Source organism: Rhizobium sp. Root491, from assembly GCF_001427205.1.
Taxonomy (GTDB): Bacteria; Pseudomonadota; Alphaproteobacteria; order Rhizobiales; family Rhizobiaceae; genus Agrobacterium; species Agrobacterium tumefaciens.
The window spans coordinates 190,128-210,072 of the sequence record NZ_LMFF01000003.1 but is presented as its reverse complement, the minus strand read 5'-3'; the positions used below and the strand labels follow the sequence as shown (position 1 = coordinate 210,072).

Sequence of the window (19,945 nt, the reverse complement as noted above, 5' to 3'; positions counted from 1 at the left end):
GTAGGCGCAATCAATATCCGTAACGCCGATCAAGTTCTGTGAGGGCAGCCTTAACCTCATCTATGGAAACCGGCTGCGGTGTTCCGGGGATATGGCGGAACGCCGGCTTGGAGTCGACCGCGTAGAAGTCCGAGGCCCATGAGGCTAAGATGGTCCGTTTGTCGTCTGCGGAGAGTGCGGTCGCTTTCACCACGTCAAGCGGCCGCTCAATCTGCATGCCCTGAAGGAGGACCGTCGGACCCATCGCAGCGGCGCTGCTTGCGGCCTGCTGCAAAACCTCGTGCATGTCGGCCTCCTTAGCGAACGTGCGGATCTTTGTCACGCTGGCGACTGGAGGCGGCGATCGCATTGGTTTCCGGCGCCAGCAGATCGTGCTTCTCAGCGAAGGCGGCAAACAGGCCGCGCGCGGTCTCGGCTTCGATCTCGCCGCGCAGTGCCGCGCTACACGCTTTCAGCGCGATTGAATGTGCAGTGTCGCGCGACGATCCTGGCCATTCAGCAAGATGTCGGTAGGCATCCATCACGGTTCGGACCTCAGCCGGAAAGCCAAGGCCGACAAGGATGGTAACAGGTTGTTCGAACATATCGGGTTTCATTGTCTCTCTCCTCTCAACCCGGATGTCTGATAGGGCACCGCTGCGCGCGGCGCCCTTCACCAAAGTTTCGGTCAGGCGGCCTTCTGCGCTTCGATCTGCACCGGAGCGGTCGGCTGCACGAGGGCCGGGTTGGTCTGGATGTCGATCTTCCGCGGCTTCAGGGCCTCGGGGATCTCACGAACGAGATCGATTGAGAGAAGACCGTTCTTCAAATCGGCGCCATTTACGCGGACGTGGTCGGCCAGTTCGAAGCGGTGTTCGAAGGGCCGGCCGGCAATGCCGCGATGCAGGTAGTCGTCATTGGCAGTCTCCTGCTTCTTGCCCGTGACGGTCAGAAGGTTGGACTGGAAGGTGACGTCGAGGTCATCCTGGGCAAAGCCCGCCACCGCAATCGAAATCCGGTAGCTGTCATCGCCGGTCTTGGCGATGTCATAAGGCGGCCAGTCGCTGATCGAGCGAGCGCGCTGGGCATTTTCCAAAAGATTGAAAATCCGATCAAAGCCGACGGTCGAGCGGAAGAGGGGTGCATAGTCGTAAGATGTTGCCATAGCCATATCCTCCTTGAAGCAACATGGGTACGGAAGCGCCGAAAAGCGGCGCTCCCAGCGAGGCCAGCCCTGTCCTCAGCAGCTGGCGACAATCGATTTGGTTTTTGAGAATTTCCGATTCAAGAGCGTCGCTAGAAAAAAATTCGGAAGTCGCAACGGCCGCCTACATCAGGTCAGTCGAGCTCGTAGACTGCAGCATTATCCTGAATTTCGCGTAAGCCTTTATAGGAAGCATGACGCAGATTACCGTCGTCGGTCCAGCCGCGGAATTCGATCTCGGCGATCAGCGTCGGCTGCGCGAAGACATAGTTCTTACCCTTCAGCGGCACCACCGGCGTCCTCGTCTTCAGTTTGTCGAGGGTCTTCTTCAGATACGCCGCATCCTTTTCCTTGAAGCCCGTGCCGACGGCGCCGACATAGACCCAGTCGTGTCCGCGACGGGCGGCGAGCAGCAGACTGCCAATCCCACCGCGAGCAACCGCCGACTGCTCGTAGCCGACGATCATGAAACTCTCGCTTTGAATGCACTTGATCTTCAGCCAGTCGCCGGTGCGACCTGAACGGTACGGCCTATCGCGGTGCTTGGCGATGATACCTTCCAGTCCAAGCGAGCGGGCGTTTTCGAGGAGCTCGGCGCCGTCACCCTGCACCTCCTCGGAAAGCTGGATCGCGCCAACCGCACCATCGAGGAGGTCTGCCAGAAGATGCCTGCGGACCGACAGCTCGCACTTCGTCAGATCATGTCCGTCGAAATACAAGAGATCGAAAGCAAAGAGGACGGACTCGGCAGAGGTTCGTTTGCCGCCGCGTCCCCCGAGCGAACGTTGAAGCGCTCCGAAGTCCGAACGGCCTTGCGCATTGAGAACCACCGCCTCGCCATCCAGGATGGCCGTCCCGACTCCAAGCTCTTTTGCCGCCGCCGCAATCGTTGGAAACCGATGTGTCCAATCGTGGCCACCGCGGGTGATGATGCGGACGCCCTTCGGCTCGATATGGATGGCGAGCCGGTAGCCATCCCATTTGATTTCATAGGCCCAGTCAGGGCCGGTCGGCGGCGTAGCCTTCAGGAGCGCCAGGCACGGCTCGACCCGGGCTGGCATTGGATCGAACGGAAGATTCGGTTGAGCCGGGTCGCGCTTTCGGCGCGGCTGCGATTTGGCGGTGAAGCTGTCATCTAGTAGGAGTGGTTTGGCGCGTTTGCTCATTTGCCGGACCGGGTTTCGGCGGCGACCGACTTTTTCAAGGCATCCATGATGTTGATGACGTTGCTTGGCGTGGCTTTCCCCGGCGCTTGCGGCTTGGCTTTTGCCGGCTTCTTCATCGCCTTCTTCTTGGCGGCGATGATATCGAGCAGCCGGTCCTGCACCGGGTCGATCACCATCTTCGCATCCCAATGCTTCGTCTGCTTCTTGATCAACTGCTGCACCAAAGGCATCATATCGGAATCCGCCGTCTCGTCGTCGTCGATGCCTACGAAATAGGTATCCTCGTCACGGACTTCATCCCCGTAGCGCAAGGTCCAAAGGACAATACCCTTGCCGCGTGGCTCCAGCATGACGGCGCGTTCCCGGCGTGAGATCACCAGCCGCGAGATACCGACCATGTGCTGGGCTTCCATCGCGTCGCGGATGACGGAGAAGGCTTCCTGTCCGACAGGATCGTTGGGAGACAGATAATAGGGCGTGTCGAGCCAGATCCATTCAACACTGTCGCGCGGCGTAAAGGTCGAGATGTCGATTGTCTTGGTGCTGTCGAGCGCGACGTTTTCCAGTTCTTCGTCTTCCAGCATGATGTATTCGTTCTCGCCGCGCTGGTAGCCTTTGACCTCGTCTTCGTCCTTGACCTCCTTGCCGGTGACAGAATCGACATAGTGACTGACGACGCGGTTCTGGGTTTCACGGTTCAGCGTGTGAAAGCGAACCTTTTCGTTCTCGGAGGTCGCTGGCATCATCTGCACGGGGCAGGTGACCAGCGATAGCTTGAGATAGCCTTTCCAATAAGGACGGACAGCCATGTTTTCCTCCGATCAACCCGCGCGGCGGGTCTGCGATGCCGCAGACTTGGTTTTGGCAGCGGCGGGCTTGGCGGCCTTCTGGCGCGACGTGCCCTTGTTGACATTGGCAGCCGCTCGTTTCGGCTCGGCCTTCATCCCACCTATGCCGGCGCTCTCTCTGAGTGCCTGCAGAAGATCGCTGGGTTTCGACGCGGCCGGCGCCTTCTTCTTCGGGAGCGCCCTCCCCTCGATTTTCGCTTTCACCAGCTCCGCGACGGCAGCTTCATAACGATCATCGAATGTGCGGGCATCGAAGCTTCCCTTCTTGGTGCCGATGATATGCTCGGCGAGCTCCAACATCTCGCCTTCGATCTTCAGATCGGGCAGTTCCTCGAACGCGTCTTCGGAAGAGCGAACCTCGTAGTCGAAGTTCAACGTCGTGGCGATCAGCCCTTTGCCGTGCGGCCGGATGAGCACGGTGCGGACACGGCGAAACAGGACCGTGCGAGCAATGGCCGCGACTTTCGCTTTCTTCATGCCGTCGCGCAGTAGCACGAAGGCATCCGTCCCCATCTTGTCGGGTGCCAAGTAATACGGCTTGTCGAAATAGACCCCGTCGATCTCGTTGCAGGGAATGAAGGCGTCGATCTTCAGCGTCTTGTCGCTGTCGGGCACGGCGGCCGCCACCTCGTCGGGCTCAAGTACGATGTATTGACCATTCTCGATCTCGTAGCCCTTGACCTGATCGTCCCGCTCGACCGGATCGCCGGTCTCGCTGTCAACAAACTCGCGCTTTACCCGATTGCCGGTCTTGCGGTTCAGCGTGTTGAAAGCGATCCGTTCCGAGGATGAAGCCGCGGTGTAGAGCGCCACCGGACAAGCGACCTCTCCGAATTTGATGAAGCCTTTCCAATTCGCTCTCGGGGCAACCATGACGCAGGACTCCTGACACAACCAATGCGATTCAAGCGAATCAGCATGTAATTGTTCCGAGTCGAAACGAATCATTTTTCAAGGACTTAGCGCGATCAGGCCCACTCGTTTTGCGAGTCTGCGCTAGTCTCTTGATTCCCGTGCATCTTTTCCCGGTCGCGCGCGTTTTCTCCGACACCAACCCTAAAGGAGTCCTGCCATGAGCAAGCGCGAACTGATCGATACGGGAACCGACAAACGTTATGTCCGCCGGGACAAGGAAGGGAAGTTCAAGGAGAGCGTCGACGTCTCGCGATCACTGTCCGCCGATGCCCGCCACGACGCGAAGCATGATGCGAAGCCGGGTCAGGGTGACAAGGGTGATCGCAAGCACTGACGGAACGCCGGTGAAGCTCGCCACCTATAACGTCAACGGTATCAACGGCCGGCTTGAGGTCCTGCTCCGGTGGCTCGCTGAGGCGAAACCTGATGTCGTGTGCCTGCAGGAACTGAAGGCGCCGGACCAGAAGTTTCCGCGCCGTGAGATCGAGCGTGCAGGTTATGGCGCCATCTGGCACGGTCAGAAATCCTGGAACGGCGTGGCGATCCTTGCCAGGGATCAGGAGCCGCGCGAGACGCGACGCGGCTTGCCTGGCGATCCTGACGACAGTCACAGCCGTTACATCGAGGCTGCAATCGATGGCATCCTCGTCGGCTGCCTTTATCTTCCGAACGGCAATCCAGCGCCAGGGCCAAAATTCGACTACAAACTCCGCTGGTTCGAGCGGCTGCATTTCTATGCGGCGGAACTGTTTGAACTCGTTGTGCCCGTAGCTCTAGTTGGCGACTTCAACGTGATGCCGACCGACCTTGATGTTTACAAGCCGGAGCGCTGGCGAGACGATGCGCTTTTTCGGCCTGAGGTTCGCGCAGCTTATGCCGAACTCATTGCCATGGGCTGGACGGACGCTATTCGGCTGCTGCATCCGGAAGAGCGGATCTATACGTTCTGGAAGTATTTCCGGAACGCCTTCGCCCGCGATGCCGGGCTGCGCATCGACCATTTCCTGCTCAGCCCGTCACTGCGGGAAAGACTGCAGACCTGCGGCGTCGACAAGTTCGCGCGGGCCTGGGAGCACACCAGCGATCACGCGCCGGTCTGGATCGAACTCGATGAGGGATAACTTATCTCATGGTCAGACATCTTGGCTATGGGCCCCTCTGCCGGGTGACTGTACTGAAGATATCAATTGAAGGAGTGGCGCCATGCCCGATCAAGCAGACTTCGATGCCGGTGGTTTCGCCAATCGTCTCGCGGCGATGAGCGAAGATGAACTGTTCGAAACTATGCGGGGGCTTGAAGAGGAAAGCGAAGGCATCCGTCCCGACGAGCGCGACGGTAGCGATGTGTTCGCGAAAATCGCCTTGGTCGAGACGGCCATCGTGGATCGGTTTCCGGGGCAGCTCCTTGCGCCGTACAAAGATTGGCTACAGCGTCGAGCCGTAAACTGAAGGAGCGCCTATCATGACCGAACAATCCGGAAGTCCGGAACGGCTGTTTCAGCAGCTTGACGATCTTATCGCTGACATCATCGACCAGTTTGCAAGCCAGGGACATGGAACTGCGGTCGTCATCGAAACGCTGCAGGACGTTCTGGCAAAACTTCAGCTTGCTTAGCTGCGCTGAACCATTTCACCTTGCCGGTGGGCATATATAATTTCCTACTTAAGAAGTTTCTTGCATTTTTGCAGCCTCGTCCACGCAATTGGAATTGGCTCGGTACGGGCCCCAGTCTCCCGGGTGCCCTACCTTTTCCTCTTGGTTCACCGTCGCCGGCAAACGGCGTTTCGCGGCTCGCTATCTCGATTTCGATCTCAGCTTCTCAGGCCGAGTGCCCGCAGCCATGCATCCACCTGTCCGAAAGCATCAAGTTGCCACTGGTCGGGGGTGCGGTCGCCGAGGATCTCGGTCTCAGCTACGAATTTTCGGACACTCGTTGGGCCGTATCCCTCTGGTACGTCAAACTTTTCCGAAATGTACTGGTAACCTTGAACACCACTCTTCTCTTCGAGCAAGGGCTTACAAGCTTCGGCAAGCCCTTCTATCCCGTCGGGATAGTTTCGAATGCAATAATAGACATCATACGCGTCTTTTTGCTTATGCCGTCCGTTGAGGGCGTAACCCTTCATGGCCAATAGCGCAGGTATGGAACAAACCGCGACCTCAACGCGGTTGGTGCCGCCTTCTGGCATATCGCCTGAGATTGCCACCAACTGATAGAAACGAAGAGCAAGATCCGCTCCATCAGCCCGTTGAACTGCAAAATCGCTCAAGATGGGAGGACTATTTTTTACGATTTCAGCATGCCGGGGCATGAGGAAATCGACGATTATGTTAATGGGTACGCCACCGTCGCTCGCGGGCACCTCACGGACAAGCTGAAATCTCCGGAGTTCCTTTCCCTGCTCGTAGCCGTGCCCCATCAATGCTTCAACGAGCGTCACATATTCGCCATCACCCAACGCTTCCGCGTCAAGACCGAGGTCTACATCAAGGGTGCCGACGTGACGCATGTCCTCGTTGTCAAGCAGAAGCCAGGGAACGGCGCCACCGATTACGGCGAACTTTCCCTTGAAGCTGCCGAGAATCTGACCGATCTCAAGGAGCACGCTCTTTACGGCCTTCGTAGTGCGGTCTTCATAATCAGCCGCAGATTGGGGATCGGGTACGGCTACGTTTGCCATGAAAGTCTTTCCTTTCGCAGGTGATCAGCTGCCTCGGCTCCTCTCTCCCCTGCTATCGCAAGATCGAGATAAGTCTGAACGGGACTTGTGCAGACTATGCCTGGCGCCGGAGCGATTGTGTCGAGAAACGGTCCTTCTTCTGCTAGCACTGTGATGACGACGTTTGACCCAGCTGTGGCTGGCGACAGTTTCAATGAATCCTGAAGGCGCTTGGCGCCAGCATCATCCGCGTAGAAATACTGAGTGGAGATCCGTCCGTACGGCGCGAGCCACTGCGCTGCAGAAAAGGAAGCGAAAACTGAGCGTGGCGCATTACAGCCGACGTTCAGAACTTCACGGGTAGCCGACTCAAGTATAGATCCATGCAGGGTCGTGTAAAAGGTTAGTCGCTCTCCCTTCGGCGACACGTACACCTCCCGCCAAGCGTCGAGCAGATCGTCCGGCCGCGCAACTCGTAGACCATCGTCAGTGACCTCGGCCCATTCGCGATCAACGAGCTCTGTTCGAACATTGCTAACATGACCAAGGCTCACGGCAGAGGCTTCGGCGAGATCGACGACCTTCCATGCCCGCCCAGGATCGCGAAGCAGGATGCGAAGAACTTGTGCTGACTTGGGTTTGAATACCGATTTAAAGCTGCGCTGGAAGGCGGGTGGTTTGTCCGCGACCTGGCGCTCGATGTATATGCCATCAAGCGCTATGCGAGCATTTCCCATTAGGTCGAGATAACCCACCTCGTATTCTCGGCAAAGAGCCTGAGACTCTTGCGACAGAAATGGAGCAATGAATACTGGGGTGGCACGAGGGGTAAAATTCTCAGCGGCCCTTTGAAGCCGAAGGAGCGCTGCTCTAACATGCCGAGGCTGCCCCATGGACTTTACCTCACATGCAAGCACGTGCTGGCGACTGTGGTGTGTAAAGCGGGCAACGATGTCGACCCCGACGTCTGGACCATTGATGAGTTCCACGCCGTGAACTTGCAGAGCGGGTACGTGTTGAAGCAGCTCCTTGACCGCCAAGGCAGCTTGCTCTTCTAATTTTTTCAGTGGAATAGGCGATTTCAACATCTGCTGAAAATGTCATCAATAGTGAAACCAGTCAAGTGCATTTCACTAAAAGATGCGTTTTCAACATCTGTTGAAATGGAAGAATTAGCTCAGATGTTCTGGCGCCAGCGGGACTGCCTCGATGAGTGCGGTTGTCATGGTCTAGCACTATTCGCCGCGAGCCTGCACGCAACAACGAGGTTAGGACTTGGGCTCGCGTGATCGGAACGTCTCCATCGGCACGGTGGCTTGACAAGAAGATTGGTGCCGAGCTCTCCATTGATGTTACGAACTCGCGCAACGCGCTCGACCTTGCTCTTGCCGGAGTGGCGCCCACCTTCTTCGGGCAGTGCTCAAACCGATTGAAACAGGTAACAGCGCCGATCAACACGCTGGACCGCGTGATCGAGCGCACCCATGCGGTCTTAAGGGCAGTTATCAAGTGATTGTTTTCGCGCAATCCCGTTCCTGCCGCGTGGCGAGCTGAGTACATGGGACTTGCTACGCAGTCGCGGTCTCGGCGATCTCTATTATGCTTTCGACATGATGAAGCCGGAGACGGATGACCGTATCCGTGATGCCAGCAAGACTATTCCGAGTGCACTTTATTGGCTCTCGGGCGAACCCGCCGAAGGAACCGGCTGGGACCCCATCGACGCAAAGCGGAATATGTTTCGACCTGCCCCTGACGTGCTGCCGACTTGGGCCGATCCARCCTATGTGAAGCACAACATCGACACGTTCCAGCGAACGGGATTCAGAGGCGGTCTGAACCAGTACCGTGGCGTGCAGGCGACGTTTGAGCATCTCGCAATCCCGTTCCTGCCGCGTGGCGAGCTGAGTACATGGGACTTGCTACGCAGTCGCGGTCTCGGCGATCTCTATTATGCTTTCGACATGATGAAGCCGGAGACGGATGACCGTATCCGTGATGCCAGCAAGACTATTCCGAGTGCACTTTATTGGCTCTCGGGCGAACCCACTGAGGGAACCGGGTGGGATCCCATCGACGCAAAGCGGAATATGTTTCGACCTGCCCCTGACGTGCTGCCGACTTGGGCCGATCCAACCTATGTGAAGCACAACATCGACACGTTCCAGCGAACGGGATTCAGAGGCGGTCTGAACCAGTACCGTGGCGTGCAGGCGACGTTTGAGCATCTCGCCGCGTACAAGGACGTACTGATCAAGCAGCCATCGCTTTATATTTGGGGCGATGCAGATGGGTTGTGCCGACTGTTCCACCCGGTCCCACCAACCGTGGAAGAGATGCGCAAGACAGCGCCCGGGCTCGTCGATGTCGTGCGCCTGGAAGGTGTAGGTCACTGGCCTCATCATGAGGCCCGCGAACGCGTGAATGCCGAAATCATCAAATTCCTGAACGGCCTGAATGCCGCCGTTTCAGCAACTGTCTAATCGATCAAGGAACATAGAACCATGATACTTTCTCACGCACTTCGTACAGGCGATCTTGCTTCGGTCAAAGAAGCTATCGACGCCGGGGCGGACGTTAACGCTAGAGGCCCCGATGGTCTCACGCCGTTGATGATCGCGTCTGCGCTTGGGCAGGCACAAGCTGTTGCTYTGCTCCTTACTGCCGGCGCGGACGTGCTGACGGCGGACCCTCGAATGGGAGCAACGGCAATCCACAARGCGGCACAGTCCGGCAGCGCCGACGTGATCGGGATTCTGCTTGACCACGGAGCCTTCATCRATCAGCAATCGCCAGTTCTYGGCAATACCGCATTGATGGATGCCGTGCTTCACAAGCACGAAGCTGTTGTGCGGGTTTTGCTGTCGCGCCGCGCGCGCACCACGATACGGAATTACTGGCAACAGACCGCGCTCGACATCGCCAAGTATGACGACCTGAAAGCAATCGCAGCGCTGATTGAGGAAMGAGATGAGGCGGATGAAAAGCACATCGCCAGCTTGTCGATCATCTCATCAGTCAAGGCCGGAAATATTGAGGAGGTGAAGCGGCTGATCGCAGATGGCGYGGATTTTGAGGTTCGGGTGCCGATAACCGGGACGTTCGATGACGACTACACGCCKCTCGGTCTTGCAGTTCGCGAAGGTCATGCCGAAATCGTGCGCCTATTGCTGGATGCTGGGGCAGATCCTCGCCGCACCATCGGTCTCATGCGCGGTTCGCCACTTCACGATGCTGCCTATTTTGGRAMGGCGGATCACATCGATATTCTGACGTCAGCAGCAAAACAGGGGGACACACAGATTGAGCTCGAYGCGCAGGGTCCTTACAATGGCCTGACCGCTTTGCACGATGCTGTTTGGCATGGATACGTAGATGCAGTTGCMTCCCTTGTGCGCGCTGGTGCTCGCCGTGATCTGAAAACTCACTCGGGCCTRACACCACTGAGCCTCGCTACTCTCTACGGCTATGAACCGATCGTTGAMATGCTGAGCAGCGACAGTCAGCAGACTGGATCCCAACCAGAAATCCKTTGAGTTAACTCGTTGAGCTCTCAAGGGCGCGGCGATGGAAATTAAAGACTGATCCGTAGTGCAGTGGTGTGATCTCGGTTTGATGGCCAAGCTGCGCAAATTTCGCTCNCGTTGAGCTCTCAAGGGCGCGGCGATGGAAATTAAAGACTGATCCGTAGTGCAGTGGTGTGATCTCGGTTTGATGGCCAAGCTGCGCAAATTTCGCTCATTTAGCTACCGCAAATTAACAGTTTGCGGTAGCATCCAATAAGGTCTCGAGATTGCTGGGAGGGTTCAAAAAAACCAGCCTGACATCCAGCTAGTCCCTGGCGGTCCACATGGAAAACGTCTCGCGTTCGTCTCCCGCACGGACTGCTTCCAGGTAACGCGGCTTCCAGACATCACCAATGAACGCCTCCATCGTCGTGGGCAATTTCGGACGATCCTCCCGCTCCCCATGGAACCTTACGATGCCATTGTTCAAAGCGTCGGCACTCTGGGTGTCGTCCTGCCATTTCGCCAGCGTCCCGAACCGCGCCAGAAATTCAGCTTCCACGTCTTTGCTGGTCGTCTCGATGTATCGGTACTCCACCGGCCTGCCGATCTCCTTGCCAATGATAGCGGCCAGTTCGTTCATCGAGACATCGTCAGAGCCTACTTCGCGATAGACGCGGTGTCTGCCCGTCGGATTGGTCAGTTCGTTTGCTGCCAGCCAAGCGATGTCATCGGTCGCCACCCAGGGCATCTTCAAATCAGGTTTGCAGAACCAGGCAATTCGACCGTATTTGGCAACCGGCCCCGTCCACGCCGCCACATTTTCCATAAACCAAGCGGCGCGCAGGTGGACCAGATCGATATTGACGAGTTCGTTGAGCTTTTCGTCCAGACGGTAGAAGGACTCGAAATGACCCGTTGTCCCCTTCGCGTCCGAACCCATGGCCGTTAGGCTTACGACCAGTTTGACGGGGGATTTTTCGAGCGCATCGACAAAGCGCTGGGCAACAGCGGGGTAGTGTCCCTCGATGTTGTTCCAATCGGTCTTCACCATCAGGAACGCAGCATCGGCACCCTGGAAAAATTGGTCACGGTCTCCCGCTCCTGTGTCAAAGCTTCCCAGGAATGGCTCTGCTCCGAGCTCGACCAGTGCGTCCAGCGCTGGGCCACCTCTCGACAACGCTCTGACCTGATGCCCGGCGCTCAGCAGGGTCCGGGTCAGCTTGGCGCCAATTCGTCCCGTTGCGCCGACGACAGAAATTCGCATGACAGTCTCCATTCGATTGTTGATCGCCCGATGGTAGACTATTGCAGTCCGCACGAATTTGGAGATAATGCCAAATGATCTCTAAATCCGGCCAATCCGCAAACCTGCTGCGTTCCTGCTTCGACGACATTGATTTCGAGCGGTCGGATCGTCCGGCCGTCGCCGTCCGCCTCGACTTCAGTGACTATGAAGCGGAAGTGCACCAGCATCAGCACAAGCAAGGGCAGCTCATTCTGGCCCTCCACGGGGCAGTGACCTGCAAAACGGAAAACGGCCTCTGGATTGTCCCACCGGACTGCGGGGTCTGGATACCCGGTGGCGTGTCCCACAGCAATCAGGTCACGCCCAACGCGCGCCTGTCCTATCTGTTCGTTCAACCAGGCGCCGCGACGCTGCCGCAGCACTGCTGCACTTTGTCTGTGTCGCCGATGATCCGCGAGATGATCCTCCGGCTGGCAGATGTGCCGGCCAATTCTGCGCAGGAGGATCATGTCGGCCGTATGGTGCGGGTCTTGCTGGATGAACTCGCGCAAATGCCGATACAAGGGCTGGACTTGCCCGCGTCCAGCCATCCCAAGATCGCCGCGATTACCGCGGCCCTGATGGCGGAGCCGAGCGACCGTCGCACCCTTGTCGATTGGGCGGCACACGTTGCCATGAGCGAGCGATCCCTAAAGCGGCTGATGGTCCAGGAAACGGGACTGACCTTCGGCCGATGGCGGCGGCAACTGCACCTGGTCATCGCATTGCGGGAACTGGCCAGCGGGGCGACGGTTCAGAGGGTGTCGAGCGACTTGGGATACGAATCCCCTACCGCCTTTATCGTCATGTTCAAGAAGGCATTGGGCACAACGCCGACCCGCTACTTCGCGAATTCATTTTCCGAATAGCCGAATTTGGCAAGACTGGTCGGCCCTTGCGGCACGTGCCGTGACTGCAATGGGCCAACTACGGACGATGATCTTGCTTCGTCCCGCTCAGGAAACAAGCGCATTGACTGCGGCATTCGCGAAATAGACGTCAATTCTGACAAAACATTTCTCCGCCTCGGCTACAAGGCGGTCGAGATCGACGAGGTTGCCGCCACGCCTTGGACGCCGATAGCATTTTCGCCGAGTTCCGTAAGCGCGTTGTCAATCGCGTCCTGGCGGCGACGGTATTAATCACTCGCGCTCCTTCAGCGATAAATTGACGGGCAGTCGCAAGACCAATTCCACTGCTTCCGTCGGTGACGACAGCCGTTTTCCGTCGAGCTTTCTCATCGTTCTTCCCTCTAGCTTTGAGTTGGTGCGTGTGGGGTAAGATCATTGCGACCAGTCGTCTCGATACCTGCCGCCTCGGCGACCAGTTCGAGGGAACGCAATCGCGTCGCGTGGTCGTAGACATCCGAAACGACCAACAACTCGTTGGCACCCGTCGTCTTGGCCAGTGCCTCAAGCTCGGTTCGAACCGTCTCGACGGACCCAATGATCGAGCAGGACAGCATTTGCAGCACGCGCATCTTCTCACTTGGCGACCAGACATTCTCCATGTCGTCGATGGGAGGACGCGTAAGCAGGCGTGCGCCGCGAATGATATCGACAAACGACATCTGCTGCGTCGTTGCGAGCCATTGCGCTTCTTCATCCGTCTCAGCAGCGATGATGTTGACGCCTACCATGGCGTAGGGTTCAGCAAGTTGTTCACTCGGTTTGAAGCGCTCGCGATAGATTTTGAGCGCCGAGATCATGTGCTCGGGCGCAAAATGCGATGCAAACGCGTACGGCAACCCGAGTTCCGCCGCGAGCATTGCTCCGAAATGGCTGGAGCCGAGAATCCACAATGGTACGTTCGTTCCGGCCGCGGGAACTGCCACGATTTGCTGGCTATCTCCCGGTGATGCCAGGAAAGCCTGGAGCTCAAGGACATCCTGCGGGAAATTGTCGGCGTCTTGCGGCGAACGACGCAGCGCTCTGAGCGTGCGCTGATCGGTACCCGGTGCTCGGCCCAGCCCGAGGTCTATACGATCCGGGAAAAGCCGCGCCAGCGTTCCGAACTGCTCGGCGATAATGTATGGCGCGTGATTCGGCAGCATGATGCCGCCAGCACCGACCCGGATCTGGGATGTCGCTCCTGCAAGATGGGCGACAACGATCGATGTCGCAGCGCTGGCAATGCCCGGCATATTGTGGTGCTCAGCAACCCAGATGCGTTTGTAATCCAGCATTTCGGCATGGACAGCAATGCCGCGAGCGTTAGCAAGCGTTTCGCTGGCATCAGACCCCTCGCTTATACGAGCGAGTTCCAGAATCGACAGTGGTATCATTATTCGATACCCTTTTTGGACAGCCATTCGTGCATGGCGAGATTCACTTCCTCTTTTCTTTCGAGCATGAAGAAGTGCCCGCCTTGAATCCTTACCTCGCTGAGGTCCGCACAATCGTCGCGCATCGGTTCCGCAAGCCGGCTATTCACTGTTTCGCAGACGACATCGAAGTCTCCATGGAAGAACAGAACCGGCATATCGAGATGGCCGAAATTGTGAGCTTCAGCTGCATATTCAATGTTGGCTGCGTCATTGAGATACCAGGCGTTTACGCCGGCGAACCCGGTTTCCGAAAAGGCGGAAACGAAGAGTTTATGATCGGCTTGGGGGATCATCGCGAAGTCGGGCGCCACTGCCGGAGCACGATGGCTTGGGCCAAACCATCCCTGATCCTGGCGCAGAGTCGCGGTAAACGCGGGCTTGCCGACCGCTTCTGGAGTACCAGGCCGGTAAAGGGCTGCGATCGTTGCCGGAACATCTATCTCGAAATCGCGGTTGGCGGTTTCAAATTGTTCTCTGTAATAGAGCCAGTAGTCCCACTGGCCGACCGGATATTTCTCGACTGGATAAAGATCGCGGTCGACCAAAGCGACAAGATGAGGCAAAGCGAAACCACGCGCCATATAGGGCACGGACATATTGATGACTGCGCGGCACCTTTCGGGATGATGAGAAGCCATAGCCCATGCGATCGGAGCACCCCAGTCATGCCCGACCCAGACCGCTGCCTTGGCGCCGAGAGCGTCGTGTAGTTCTATCATGTCGGTGACGATTTCCTGTACGGCATAGCTGCTCACCTCAGCATGGACGGTGGAGCCGCCGTAACCCCGCATGTCAGGCGCAACGCATCTCCACCCGGCAGCTGCAAAATGCTCCATCTGCGCGCGCCACATGACACCCAGCTCGGGATGACCGTGCACAAAAATCATCAGCGGGCCCATTCTGGGACCAGCCTCGATATAGGAAGTCCGGTGCCTAGAGGTGTTCACCTCACCAACGGAGAAGCCGGAAATGTTTTTGATGTAATCCGATGATTTCCCTATGAGCCTACTCGCGGCAAGCACCGCGTTTCCTGCAAGCGCAAAGCCCGCGAAGGAGGCTGCGCCAAGAAGAAATTTCCTTCGTTTTACAGCCTGAACTGTTGCATTTCCAAGAATGCCAAATTCTAACATTTTTGCTTTCCATCTTTTTCGTCCCCGCCAGGAATTGAATGTATTTTCCAGATGCGAGATGGTTTCGGTGGGAACGCCAACTGCGCTGGCGCGGCGATACTGGTGTGGGTGATTATTTTCGAGAAAGGAGAAGCATCACGAAGCTTCCCGCGACTGCCGTCAGGCAGCAGTAGATCATGACGCTCTCTATACCCAGGTTGTCGACGAGCATGCCTCCGGCCACGGAGCCGATGGCAATTGCGACTTGCGTCGTGGTGACGAGGAGGGCGCCGGCACTTTCGGCGTGGTCCGCACCTGCTTGCGTCGTCCAGGTCTGGGTGCCGACGGGAAGCGCGCCAAAAGCAAAACCCCATATCGTCACCGCGAAAATGGCTGTCACAGTGCTATGTCCAAAGACCAACAGCGTGAATGCCGCAAAAGCCAAAAGAACCGATGCCATGCCGATCTCCAGCCTGACGCTTCTTTCAGCGAGGAAGCCACCGGCGAAATTTCCGAAGAGACCTCCGCCTCCGAAGGCGAGCAGGGCCAGAGAGATCATCCGCACATCGAGATGCGGCACCTGTTCGAGAAACGGCCGGATATAGGTGTAACCTGCGAAGTGTCCGGAGAAGGCAAGCAGCACCGTCAGAAATCCGATCCGGATGCTGCGCCGCCTTAAAAGAATCGCGAAGGTGCCAGGGCCGGGCGGGGTTTCGGGAGATAGGCTCGGCAGCGTGACCAGCTGCATCAACAGAGCGAATGCAGCCAGACCGGCCGCCACAGTGAATGTGACGCGCCATCCCCAGAGATCGCCGAGAAAGGCTCCGAGTGCGGGAGCACACACGGTCGCAGCCGCAATGCCGCCGAAAATGACGGCGGTCGCCCTTGGCAGCATATGCCGGGGGACGAGGCGAAGGGCGAGAGCGGCGGCCAGCGCCCAGACCCCGCCCAGCGCGATGCCGACGCCAATACGAGCAAGGATCAGCACCCAGATGTTCCACGCCACACCCGCAAGGAGATTGGACAGCACCAGCAGGAGCGACAGGCCCCAGATCACGACGCGGCGATCGAGCCTCGCCGTTCCAAGGACAACGACAGGTGCCGCGATGGCCGCGACGAGCGCCGTTGCGGTCACCGCCTGCCCAGCGGTTCCATCGGTGACGCCGAGATCATTGGCCATGGGTGTCAAGAGGCTGGCTGGCAGAAACTCCGCTGTGACCATGGCGAATACGCCAACGGCCAGCGATGCGACCGCCCCCCAGGCAGCCTTTGTCTGTCCGAAATCGGAGGAAAAAGCGCTGGTAGATATCGCATCATCGTCACAGGACGTATCGGACATAGGCAGGCTCCGGTTTGGCTTCCCAGAGTCGTACCGTGGACGAATTGGCGTTTCCATGTTATAGAATCTGATATGCTTAGCAATTCCTCTAATTCGCCGCCAATTGATCATCTCACCGGCATGCTGCACACTTTACGGCTCGACGGCATCGAGTATGGGCGGCGTCATCTAGACGGCTCCTGGGCGTTCTCTTTTCCGCAAAAGCAGCACGCATATTTCCATTTCGTCGGAGGCAGAGCCTGCTGGCTCCTAACTCCGGGAGGAGAATGGTTGGAGCTATTAGCCGGCGATGCTGTTTTGCTGCCGCGCGGAGGAGCCCACGCACTTGCCAGTGAGCCAGACGCCATACGGCAACCTTTTCCCCAATGGCAGTGTCGACCTCTCGGCCAAGATGTCTACGATCCGAGCGCTCTGGCGACCGGCAGCAACTGCCTGTTGTTCTATGGGTCCATGCGCTTCAATCTGGACAGCCTGCATCCACTGCTCGGGATGATGCCGGACGTCATGCAAGCCAAGGAGCTCATGCGTCACGAACCCGCCACGCTTCAACTGCTTGATGCAATGGCTTGCGAGATGGCGGCAAACCGCGTCGGCGCTTGTGGGATTGTGGCGCGGCTCGCGGACGTCGTTGCGGCGCAGATCATCCGCTCCTGGGTGGAATACGGATGCGTCGGCGCCAGTGGATGGATCGCAGCGGTTCGCCATCCGCAGATCGGACGCGCGTTAGCTGCAATTCACTCCCACACAGAGTATGACTGGACCGTCGAGAAGCTTGCTGATCTCATCGGTGTATCGCGATCGGGCTTTGCCGCCAAGTTTGCCAACGTGGTTGGCGAAACACCGGCCCAGTATATCGCACAGGTTCGTATGCATCAGGCCCGACACTGGATCATTCGCGACAACGCGCGAATTTCCGATGTATCACAACGCCTTGGCTATGAGTCGGAAGCCTCTTTCAGCCGGGCCTTCAAACGGGTGATGGGTGTGCCTCCAAGCCACTATCGATCAGCAAATGTTGAAAGTGCAGCACACTAAATGATGGCACGTTAGCAAGCACCATTGGGAATGATCCTGCCGGGCCGCTGTTTGAGGGAGCAGTGAGTTCTGATCTCGCAAAAACGAGTGCGTTTTCGGGATCGTTATCTCGATCATTTGGATTTTCGGCTTGGAAGTTTTTGAGAGGGTGCGCGTGACTTCTCAGTGCGTGCCTCCTCAACCAATACCCACACCTTGAGCGGATTCGAACTTTCGACGCTGTTGTTTGTCAAAGATAGGTGACATTGCCCCCAAGTTTTACCCAATTTTGAGTTTGCCCCAGCGGTTTATGGTTTCGGTATTTGCGGCGGTATGCCCTCGTTCCAAAAAGTTCACTTGAAGCAGTGACCGAGGCGCGCGCGCGGAAAATCGCGACGCGCGAGCTTCAGCGGGTCGCGCATACCATGCGGCTCGAAGCTCAAGGCACGGGCGAGTCGGACTTCGATTCTCGCGTCCCAGCATACATTCGTGAACGATATCAGTCGCGCGAGGCAAGACAAGGGTCGAGCATGATATGCTTGCCATCCTGAATCCTCATGCCGCCACGGACGGTCACGACCTCGCCAAGGTGCATTTCATTGTCCGAATATGTCACGCATAATACACGGATGCTCGGCTGTGAGCAGATCCCGAGATACCAGAGCACGCCGTCGGTATCGACGATCGTCAACGGTCCGGTTGCCCACAGATCGACCCGCTGATCGCTTTTGGTCTGAAAATTCAGAATTGTTCGGCTCAAATCCGCGCAAGTCCCAATTTCCTGCGGTGTCCCTTCTGGAAATGTTAGACCAGGTCTCCCGGGGTATAGATCCTCCTGCGCCATGGCCAATGACGCGCACGGCAACAGGGCGATCACATAAATAACCAAGCGTTTCATACTGTATCCTCCGATGGATGATTGCGTGAGGTAAGCCCAGAACGCGACAGTCCAGACCATCAATAGGATTGGAGCAGAGGCGCATCAAACGAGGGCAACTCCCCGAGCATGGGAAGAATGCGGCTGAACACCGCGCTTCCGGTTGGTACTGCGTTCCACCCGGATGTGCGGAAGCCATGGGTTTCGAGAAGACCCCTTGGCTCATCCAGAAGAGTGAGCACTAGGAATTTCGGGGCATCGGCAGGGACGACTCCCATAAACGACGTGATGTTCAGCGTTTTTGAATATCGGCCGTCGACAACTTTCTCTGCAGTGCCCGTCTTACCGCCGATTAGGTATCCGGACACTCTGCCGTTTTGAGCGGAACCTACCTCCGCATTCAGCTGGAAAAGGTAGCGCATTACCTGCGTCGTTTCTGCCTTGACAAGGTCCGTGCCGAGGAAACGGGGCGCCAGTTCCGACGCCTTTATGAATGTGGGCCGGATCAGCTTTCCACCGTTGACCAGGGCAGCCACGCCGACACTCGCCTGGAGCGGTGTGACCGCAAGGCCATGGCCGAAAGACGCGGTCGCCGTCTCGATGTCGTTCCATCGCTTTGGCAGGAGCGGCATGGCTGATTCCGGTAGTTCCGTCCGAAGGGCATCCAACTGTCCGAATTGCTGCAGGAATCGCCGATGGGTTTGCCTGCCGATATCCAGAGCCATCTTTGCCATCGAGATGTTCGAGGAGTAGATGAATGCCTCCGGGAGGGACAGGGGCCTGTACTTGCCCTGGAAATCGTGGATCCGCGCCCGGCCGAAAGCGAGTGGCTTGCTGGCATCGATCACCGAATGGATTGAGTATCGACCAGAGTCGATCGCCATGGCGGTGGTCAGCGCCTTGAACGTCGAACCCATTTCAAAATTGGCCGCGGCAATACGATTGATGCGATCGGGTTTCAGCGCGTCCGAGGGCGTATTGGGATCGAAGTCCGGCAAGGATGCGAGGGCGAAAACTTCCCCGGTGTCTACCTGGAGCACAAGCCCTGCCGCCGCCTTGGCGGAATATTTTTTGATTGCCTTTCTCAATTCATCCTCGAGGGCATGCTGCACGCGGATATCGATTGTCGTGACCACAGGCTCCAATGCATCTGCCGAGGTGTCCATGCCGCTTGCGCGAAGATCCGCCAGGCCATCGGTCTCCATCCACTTCTCAAGTCCGGATATGCCGATGTTATCCACATTCACCGCGCCCAGCACATGGGAGGCAAGTGCTCCGTTAGGATAGAAGCGCTTCGTCTCGCTCCGGAAACTGACCGCCGGCACGCCGGCATCCCACAACGCCTGTTCTTCGAGCGGCGTTATCTGCCGCTTGATCCAGGCGAAGTGCGTCCGCGCGGCGAGCTTGTCATAAAGTTGTCGACGATCGAGCGCCGGAAACACGGCGGTGATGCGCTCGACCGCCTCGTCAATATCGACGATCAGCCTCGGTACCGCAAAAGCACTTTTGAAAGGGAGATCCATCGCCAAAATCGCACCATTTCTATCCAGAATTGCCGGGCGGCTGTTCGCGGTGATCCTCGGCATAATGGTACGCGATGGGGGGTCTAAGAGACCGAAAAAAGTCAGACGCGCGAGGATGAGAATAAAGATGCTTACGAATGTCGCCATCACAAGCAGGATCCGGCCAATTTGGGCCTGGCCCCTCGTCTTT

At 57.6% G+C, this 19,945-nt stretch carries 23 protein-coding genes and 1 pseudogene; 10 read left to right on the top strand and 14 right to left on the bottom strand.

Features of this window, described 5'->3' with window-relative positions:
* Positions 1-10: 10 nt before the first annotated feature.
* The 6 genes from ASD46_RS08565 to ASD46_RS08540 form a co-directional block, all read right to left on the bottom strand.
* A complete protein-coding gene (locus ASD46_RS08565; protein WP_060642027.1) occupies positions 11-286 on the bottom strand; it encodes a hypothetical protein in 276 nt (91 codons plus the stop codon).
* 10 nt (positions 287-296) lie between these two features.
* Positions 297-596, bottom strand: a complete 300-nt coding sequence (locus ASD46_RS08560) for a DUF982 domain-containing protein (RefSeq protein WP_060642026.1) — start codon at positions 594-596, stop codon at positions 297-299.
* A 71-nt stretch (positions 597-667) separates the two neighbouring features.
* Complete coding sequence (locus tag ASD46_RS08555) at positions 668-1,144, bottom strand: Hsp20 family protein (RefSeq protein ID WP_060642025.1); 477 nt, start codon at positions 1,142-1,144, stop codon at positions 668-670.
* A 173-nt stretch (positions 1,145-1,317) separates the two neighbouring features.
* Entirely contained in the window at positions 1,318-2,349 is a 1,032-nt protein-coding gene (gene ligD, locus ASD46_RS08550) for a non-homologous end-joining DNA ligase (RefSeq protein WP_060642024.1), read from the bottom strand.
* A complete protein-coding gene (locus ASD46_RS08545) occupies positions 2,346-3,158 on the bottom strand; it encodes a Ku protein (protein ID WP_060642023.1) in 813 nt (270 codons plus the stop codon). The genes ligD and ASD46_RS08545 overlap by 4 nt, the downstream gene beginning before the upstream one ends.
* 12 nt (positions 3,159-3,170) lie before the next feature.
* Positions 3,171-4,070, bottom strand: a complete 900-nt coding sequence (locus ASD46_RS08540) for a Ku protein (RefSeq protein WP_060642089.1) — start codon at positions 4,068-4,070, stop codon at positions 3,171-3,173.
* Positions 4,071-4,269: 199 nt separating this feature from the next.
* On the opposite strand from ASD46_RS08540, the gene ASD46_RS27450 reads away from it, so the two are divergent.
* The 4 genes from ASD46_RS27450 to ASD46_RS26985 all read left to right on the top strand — a co-directional run bounded on the left by ASD46_RS27450 (position 4,270) and on the right by ASD46_RS26985 (position 5,727).
* On the top strand, positions 4,270-4,446 hold the full coding sequence (locus ASD46_RS27450; protein WP_010974312.1) for a hypothetical protein: 177 nt from the start codon (positions 4,270-4,272) through the stop codon (positions 4,444-4,446).
* 10 nt (positions 4,447-4,456) lie between these two features.
* On the top strand, positions 4,457-5,233 hold the full coding sequence (xth, locus tag ASD46_RS08530) for an exodeoxyribonuclease III (protein ID WP_060642088.1): 777 nt from the start codon (positions 4,457-4,459) through the stop codon (positions 5,231-5,233).
* 82 nt (positions 5,234-5,315) lie between these two features.
* Positions 5,316-5,561: a hypothetical protein gene (locus ASD46_RS08525; protein ID WP_060642022.1), complete on the top strand. Its 246-nt coding sequence runs from the start codon at positions 5,316-5,318 to the stop codon at positions 5,559-5,561.
* 13 nt (positions 5,562-5,574) lie between these two features.
* Positions 5,575-5,727 carry a hypothetical protein gene (locus ASD46_RS26985; RefSeq protein ID WP_156390000.1) on the top strand — a complete coding sequence of 51 codons (153 nt, stop codon included), beginning with the start codon at positions 5,575-5,577 and terminating at the stop codon, positions 5,725-5,727.
* 197 nt (positions 5,728-5,924) lie between these two features.
* On the opposite strand, the gene ASD46_RS08520 is transcribed toward ASD46_RS26985, so the two are convergent.
* Both ASD46_RS08520 and ASD46_RS08515 read right to left on the bottom strand, forming a co-directional pair.
* The gene (locus ASD46_RS08520; protein ID WP_060642021.1) at positions 5,925-6,794 is read right to left on the bottom strand and encodes a nucleotidyl transferase AbiEii/AbiGii toxin family protein; all 870 of its coding nucleotides are present in this window, start codon (positions 6,792-6,794) and stop codon (positions 5,925-5,927) included.
* Entirely contained in the window at positions 6,782-7,861 is a 1,080-nt protein-coding gene (locus ASD46_RS08515) for a type IV toxin-antitoxin system AbiEi family antitoxin (protein ID WP_060642020.1), read from the bottom strand. The genes ASD46_RS08520 and ASD46_RS08515 overlap by 13 nt, the downstream gene beginning before the upstream one ends.
* Positions 7,862-8,058: 197 nt before the next feature.
* Between ASD46_RS08515 and ASD46_RS08510 the strand changes: the two genes are divergently transcribed.
* The 3 genes from ASD46_RS08510 to ASD46_RS08500 are packed head-to-tail and all read left to right on the top strand — an operon-like array spanning position 8,059 to position 10,309.
* Positions 8,059-8,286, top strand: a complete 228-nt coding sequence (locus ASD46_RS08510) for a hypothetical protein (protein WP_060642019.1) — start codon at positions 8,059-8,061, stop codon at positions 8,284-8,286.
* Positions 8,287-8,338: 52 nt separating this feature from the next.
* Positions 8,339-9,256: an alpha/beta hydrolase gene (locus ASD46_RS08505; protein ID WP_323455099.1), complete on the top strand. Its 918-nt coding sequence runs from the start codon at positions 8,339-8,341 to the stop codon at positions 9,254-9,256.
* A gap of 21 nt (positions 9,257-9,277) precedes the next feature.
* Positions 9,278-10,309: an ankyrin repeat domain-containing protein gene (locus ASD46_RS08500; protein ID WP_060642018.1), complete on the top strand. Its 1,032-nt coding sequence runs from the start codon at positions 9,278-9,280 to the stop codon at positions 10,307-10,309.
* A gap of 295 nt (positions 10,310-10,604) precedes the next feature.
* On the opposite strand, the gene ASD46_RS08495 is transcribed toward ASD46_RS08500, so the two are convergent.
* The gene (locus ASD46_RS08495; RefSeq protein ID WP_060642017.1) at positions 10,605-11,546 is read right to left on the bottom strand and encodes an NmrA family NAD(P)-binding protein; all 942 of its coding nucleotides are present in this window, start codon (positions 11,544-11,546) and stop codon (positions 10,605-10,607) included.
* 74 nt (positions 11,547-11,620) lie between these two features.
* Here ASD46_RS08495 and ASD46_RS08490 point away from each other — a divergent pair, with 74 nt between their 5' ends.
* Positions 11,621-12,436: an AraC family transcriptional regulator gene (locus tag ASD46_RS08490; RefSeq protein ID WP_060642016.1), complete on the top strand. Its 816-nt coding sequence runs from the start codon at positions 11,621-11,623 to the stop codon at positions 12,434-12,436.
* Positions 12,437-12,819: 383 nt separating this feature from the next.
* Here the strand turns inward: ASD46_RS08490 and ASD46_RS08485 are convergent, their stop codons facing one another.
* From ASD46_RS08485 to ASD46_RS08475, 3 genes are all read right to left on the bottom strand, one after another.
* Positions 12,820-13,851, bottom strand: a complete 1,032-nt coding sequence (locus ASD46_RS08485; protein WP_060642015.1) for an LLM class flavin-dependent oxidoreductase — start codon at positions 13,849-13,851, stop codon at positions 12,820-12,822.
* A complete protein-coding gene (locus tag ASD46_RS08480) occupies positions 13,851-15,023 on the bottom strand; it encodes an alpha/beta fold hydrolase (RefSeq protein WP_082546153.1) in 1,173 nt (390 codons plus the stop codon). The genes ASD46_RS08485 and ASD46_RS08480 overlap by 1 nt, the downstream gene beginning before the upstream one ends.
* A gap of 112 nt (positions 15,024-15,135) precedes the next feature.
* On the bottom strand, positions 15,136-16,341 hold the full coding sequence (locus ASD46_RS08475) for an MFS transporter (protein ID WP_060642014.1): 1,206 nt from the start codon (positions 16,339-16,341) through the stop codon (positions 15,136-15,138).
* Between the two features lie 72 nt (positions 16,342-16,413).
* On the opposite strand from ASD46_RS08475, the gene ASD46_RS08470 reads away from it, so the two are divergent.
* Both ASD46_RS08470 and ASD46_RS27690 read left to right on the top strand, forming a co-directional pair.
* Positions 16,414-17,376: an AraC family transcriptional regulator gene (locus ASD46_RS08470; protein ID WP_060642013.1), complete on the top strand. Its 963-nt coding sequence runs from the start codon at positions 16,414-16,416 to the stop codon at positions 17,374-17,376.
* A gap of 311 nt (positions 17,377-17,687) precedes the next feature.
* Positions 17,688-17,906: pseudogene (locus ASD46_RS27690) on the top strand (hypothetical protein); the annotation flags it as partial.
* Here ASD46_RS27690 and ASD46_RS26980 read toward each other — a convergent pair.
* Both ASD46_RS26980 and ASD46_RS08460 read right to left on the bottom strand, forming a co-directional pair.
* Positions 17,855-18,253, bottom strand: a complete 399-nt coding sequence (locus ASD46_RS26980) for a hypothetical protein (RefSeq protein ID WP_156389998.1) — start codon at positions 18,251-18,253, stop codon at positions 17,855-17,857. The pseudogene ASD46_RS27690 and the gene ASD46_RS26980 sit on opposite strands and share 52 nt — an antisense overlap.
* A 59-nt stretch (positions 18,254-18,312) precedes the next feature.
* A complete protein-coding gene (locus tag ASD46_RS08460) occupies positions 18,313-19,902 on the bottom strand; it encodes a peptidoglycan D,D-transpeptidase FtsI family protein (protein ID WP_156389996.1) in 1,590 nt (529 codons plus the stop codon).
* Positions 19,903-19,945: the final 43 nt, after the last annotated feature.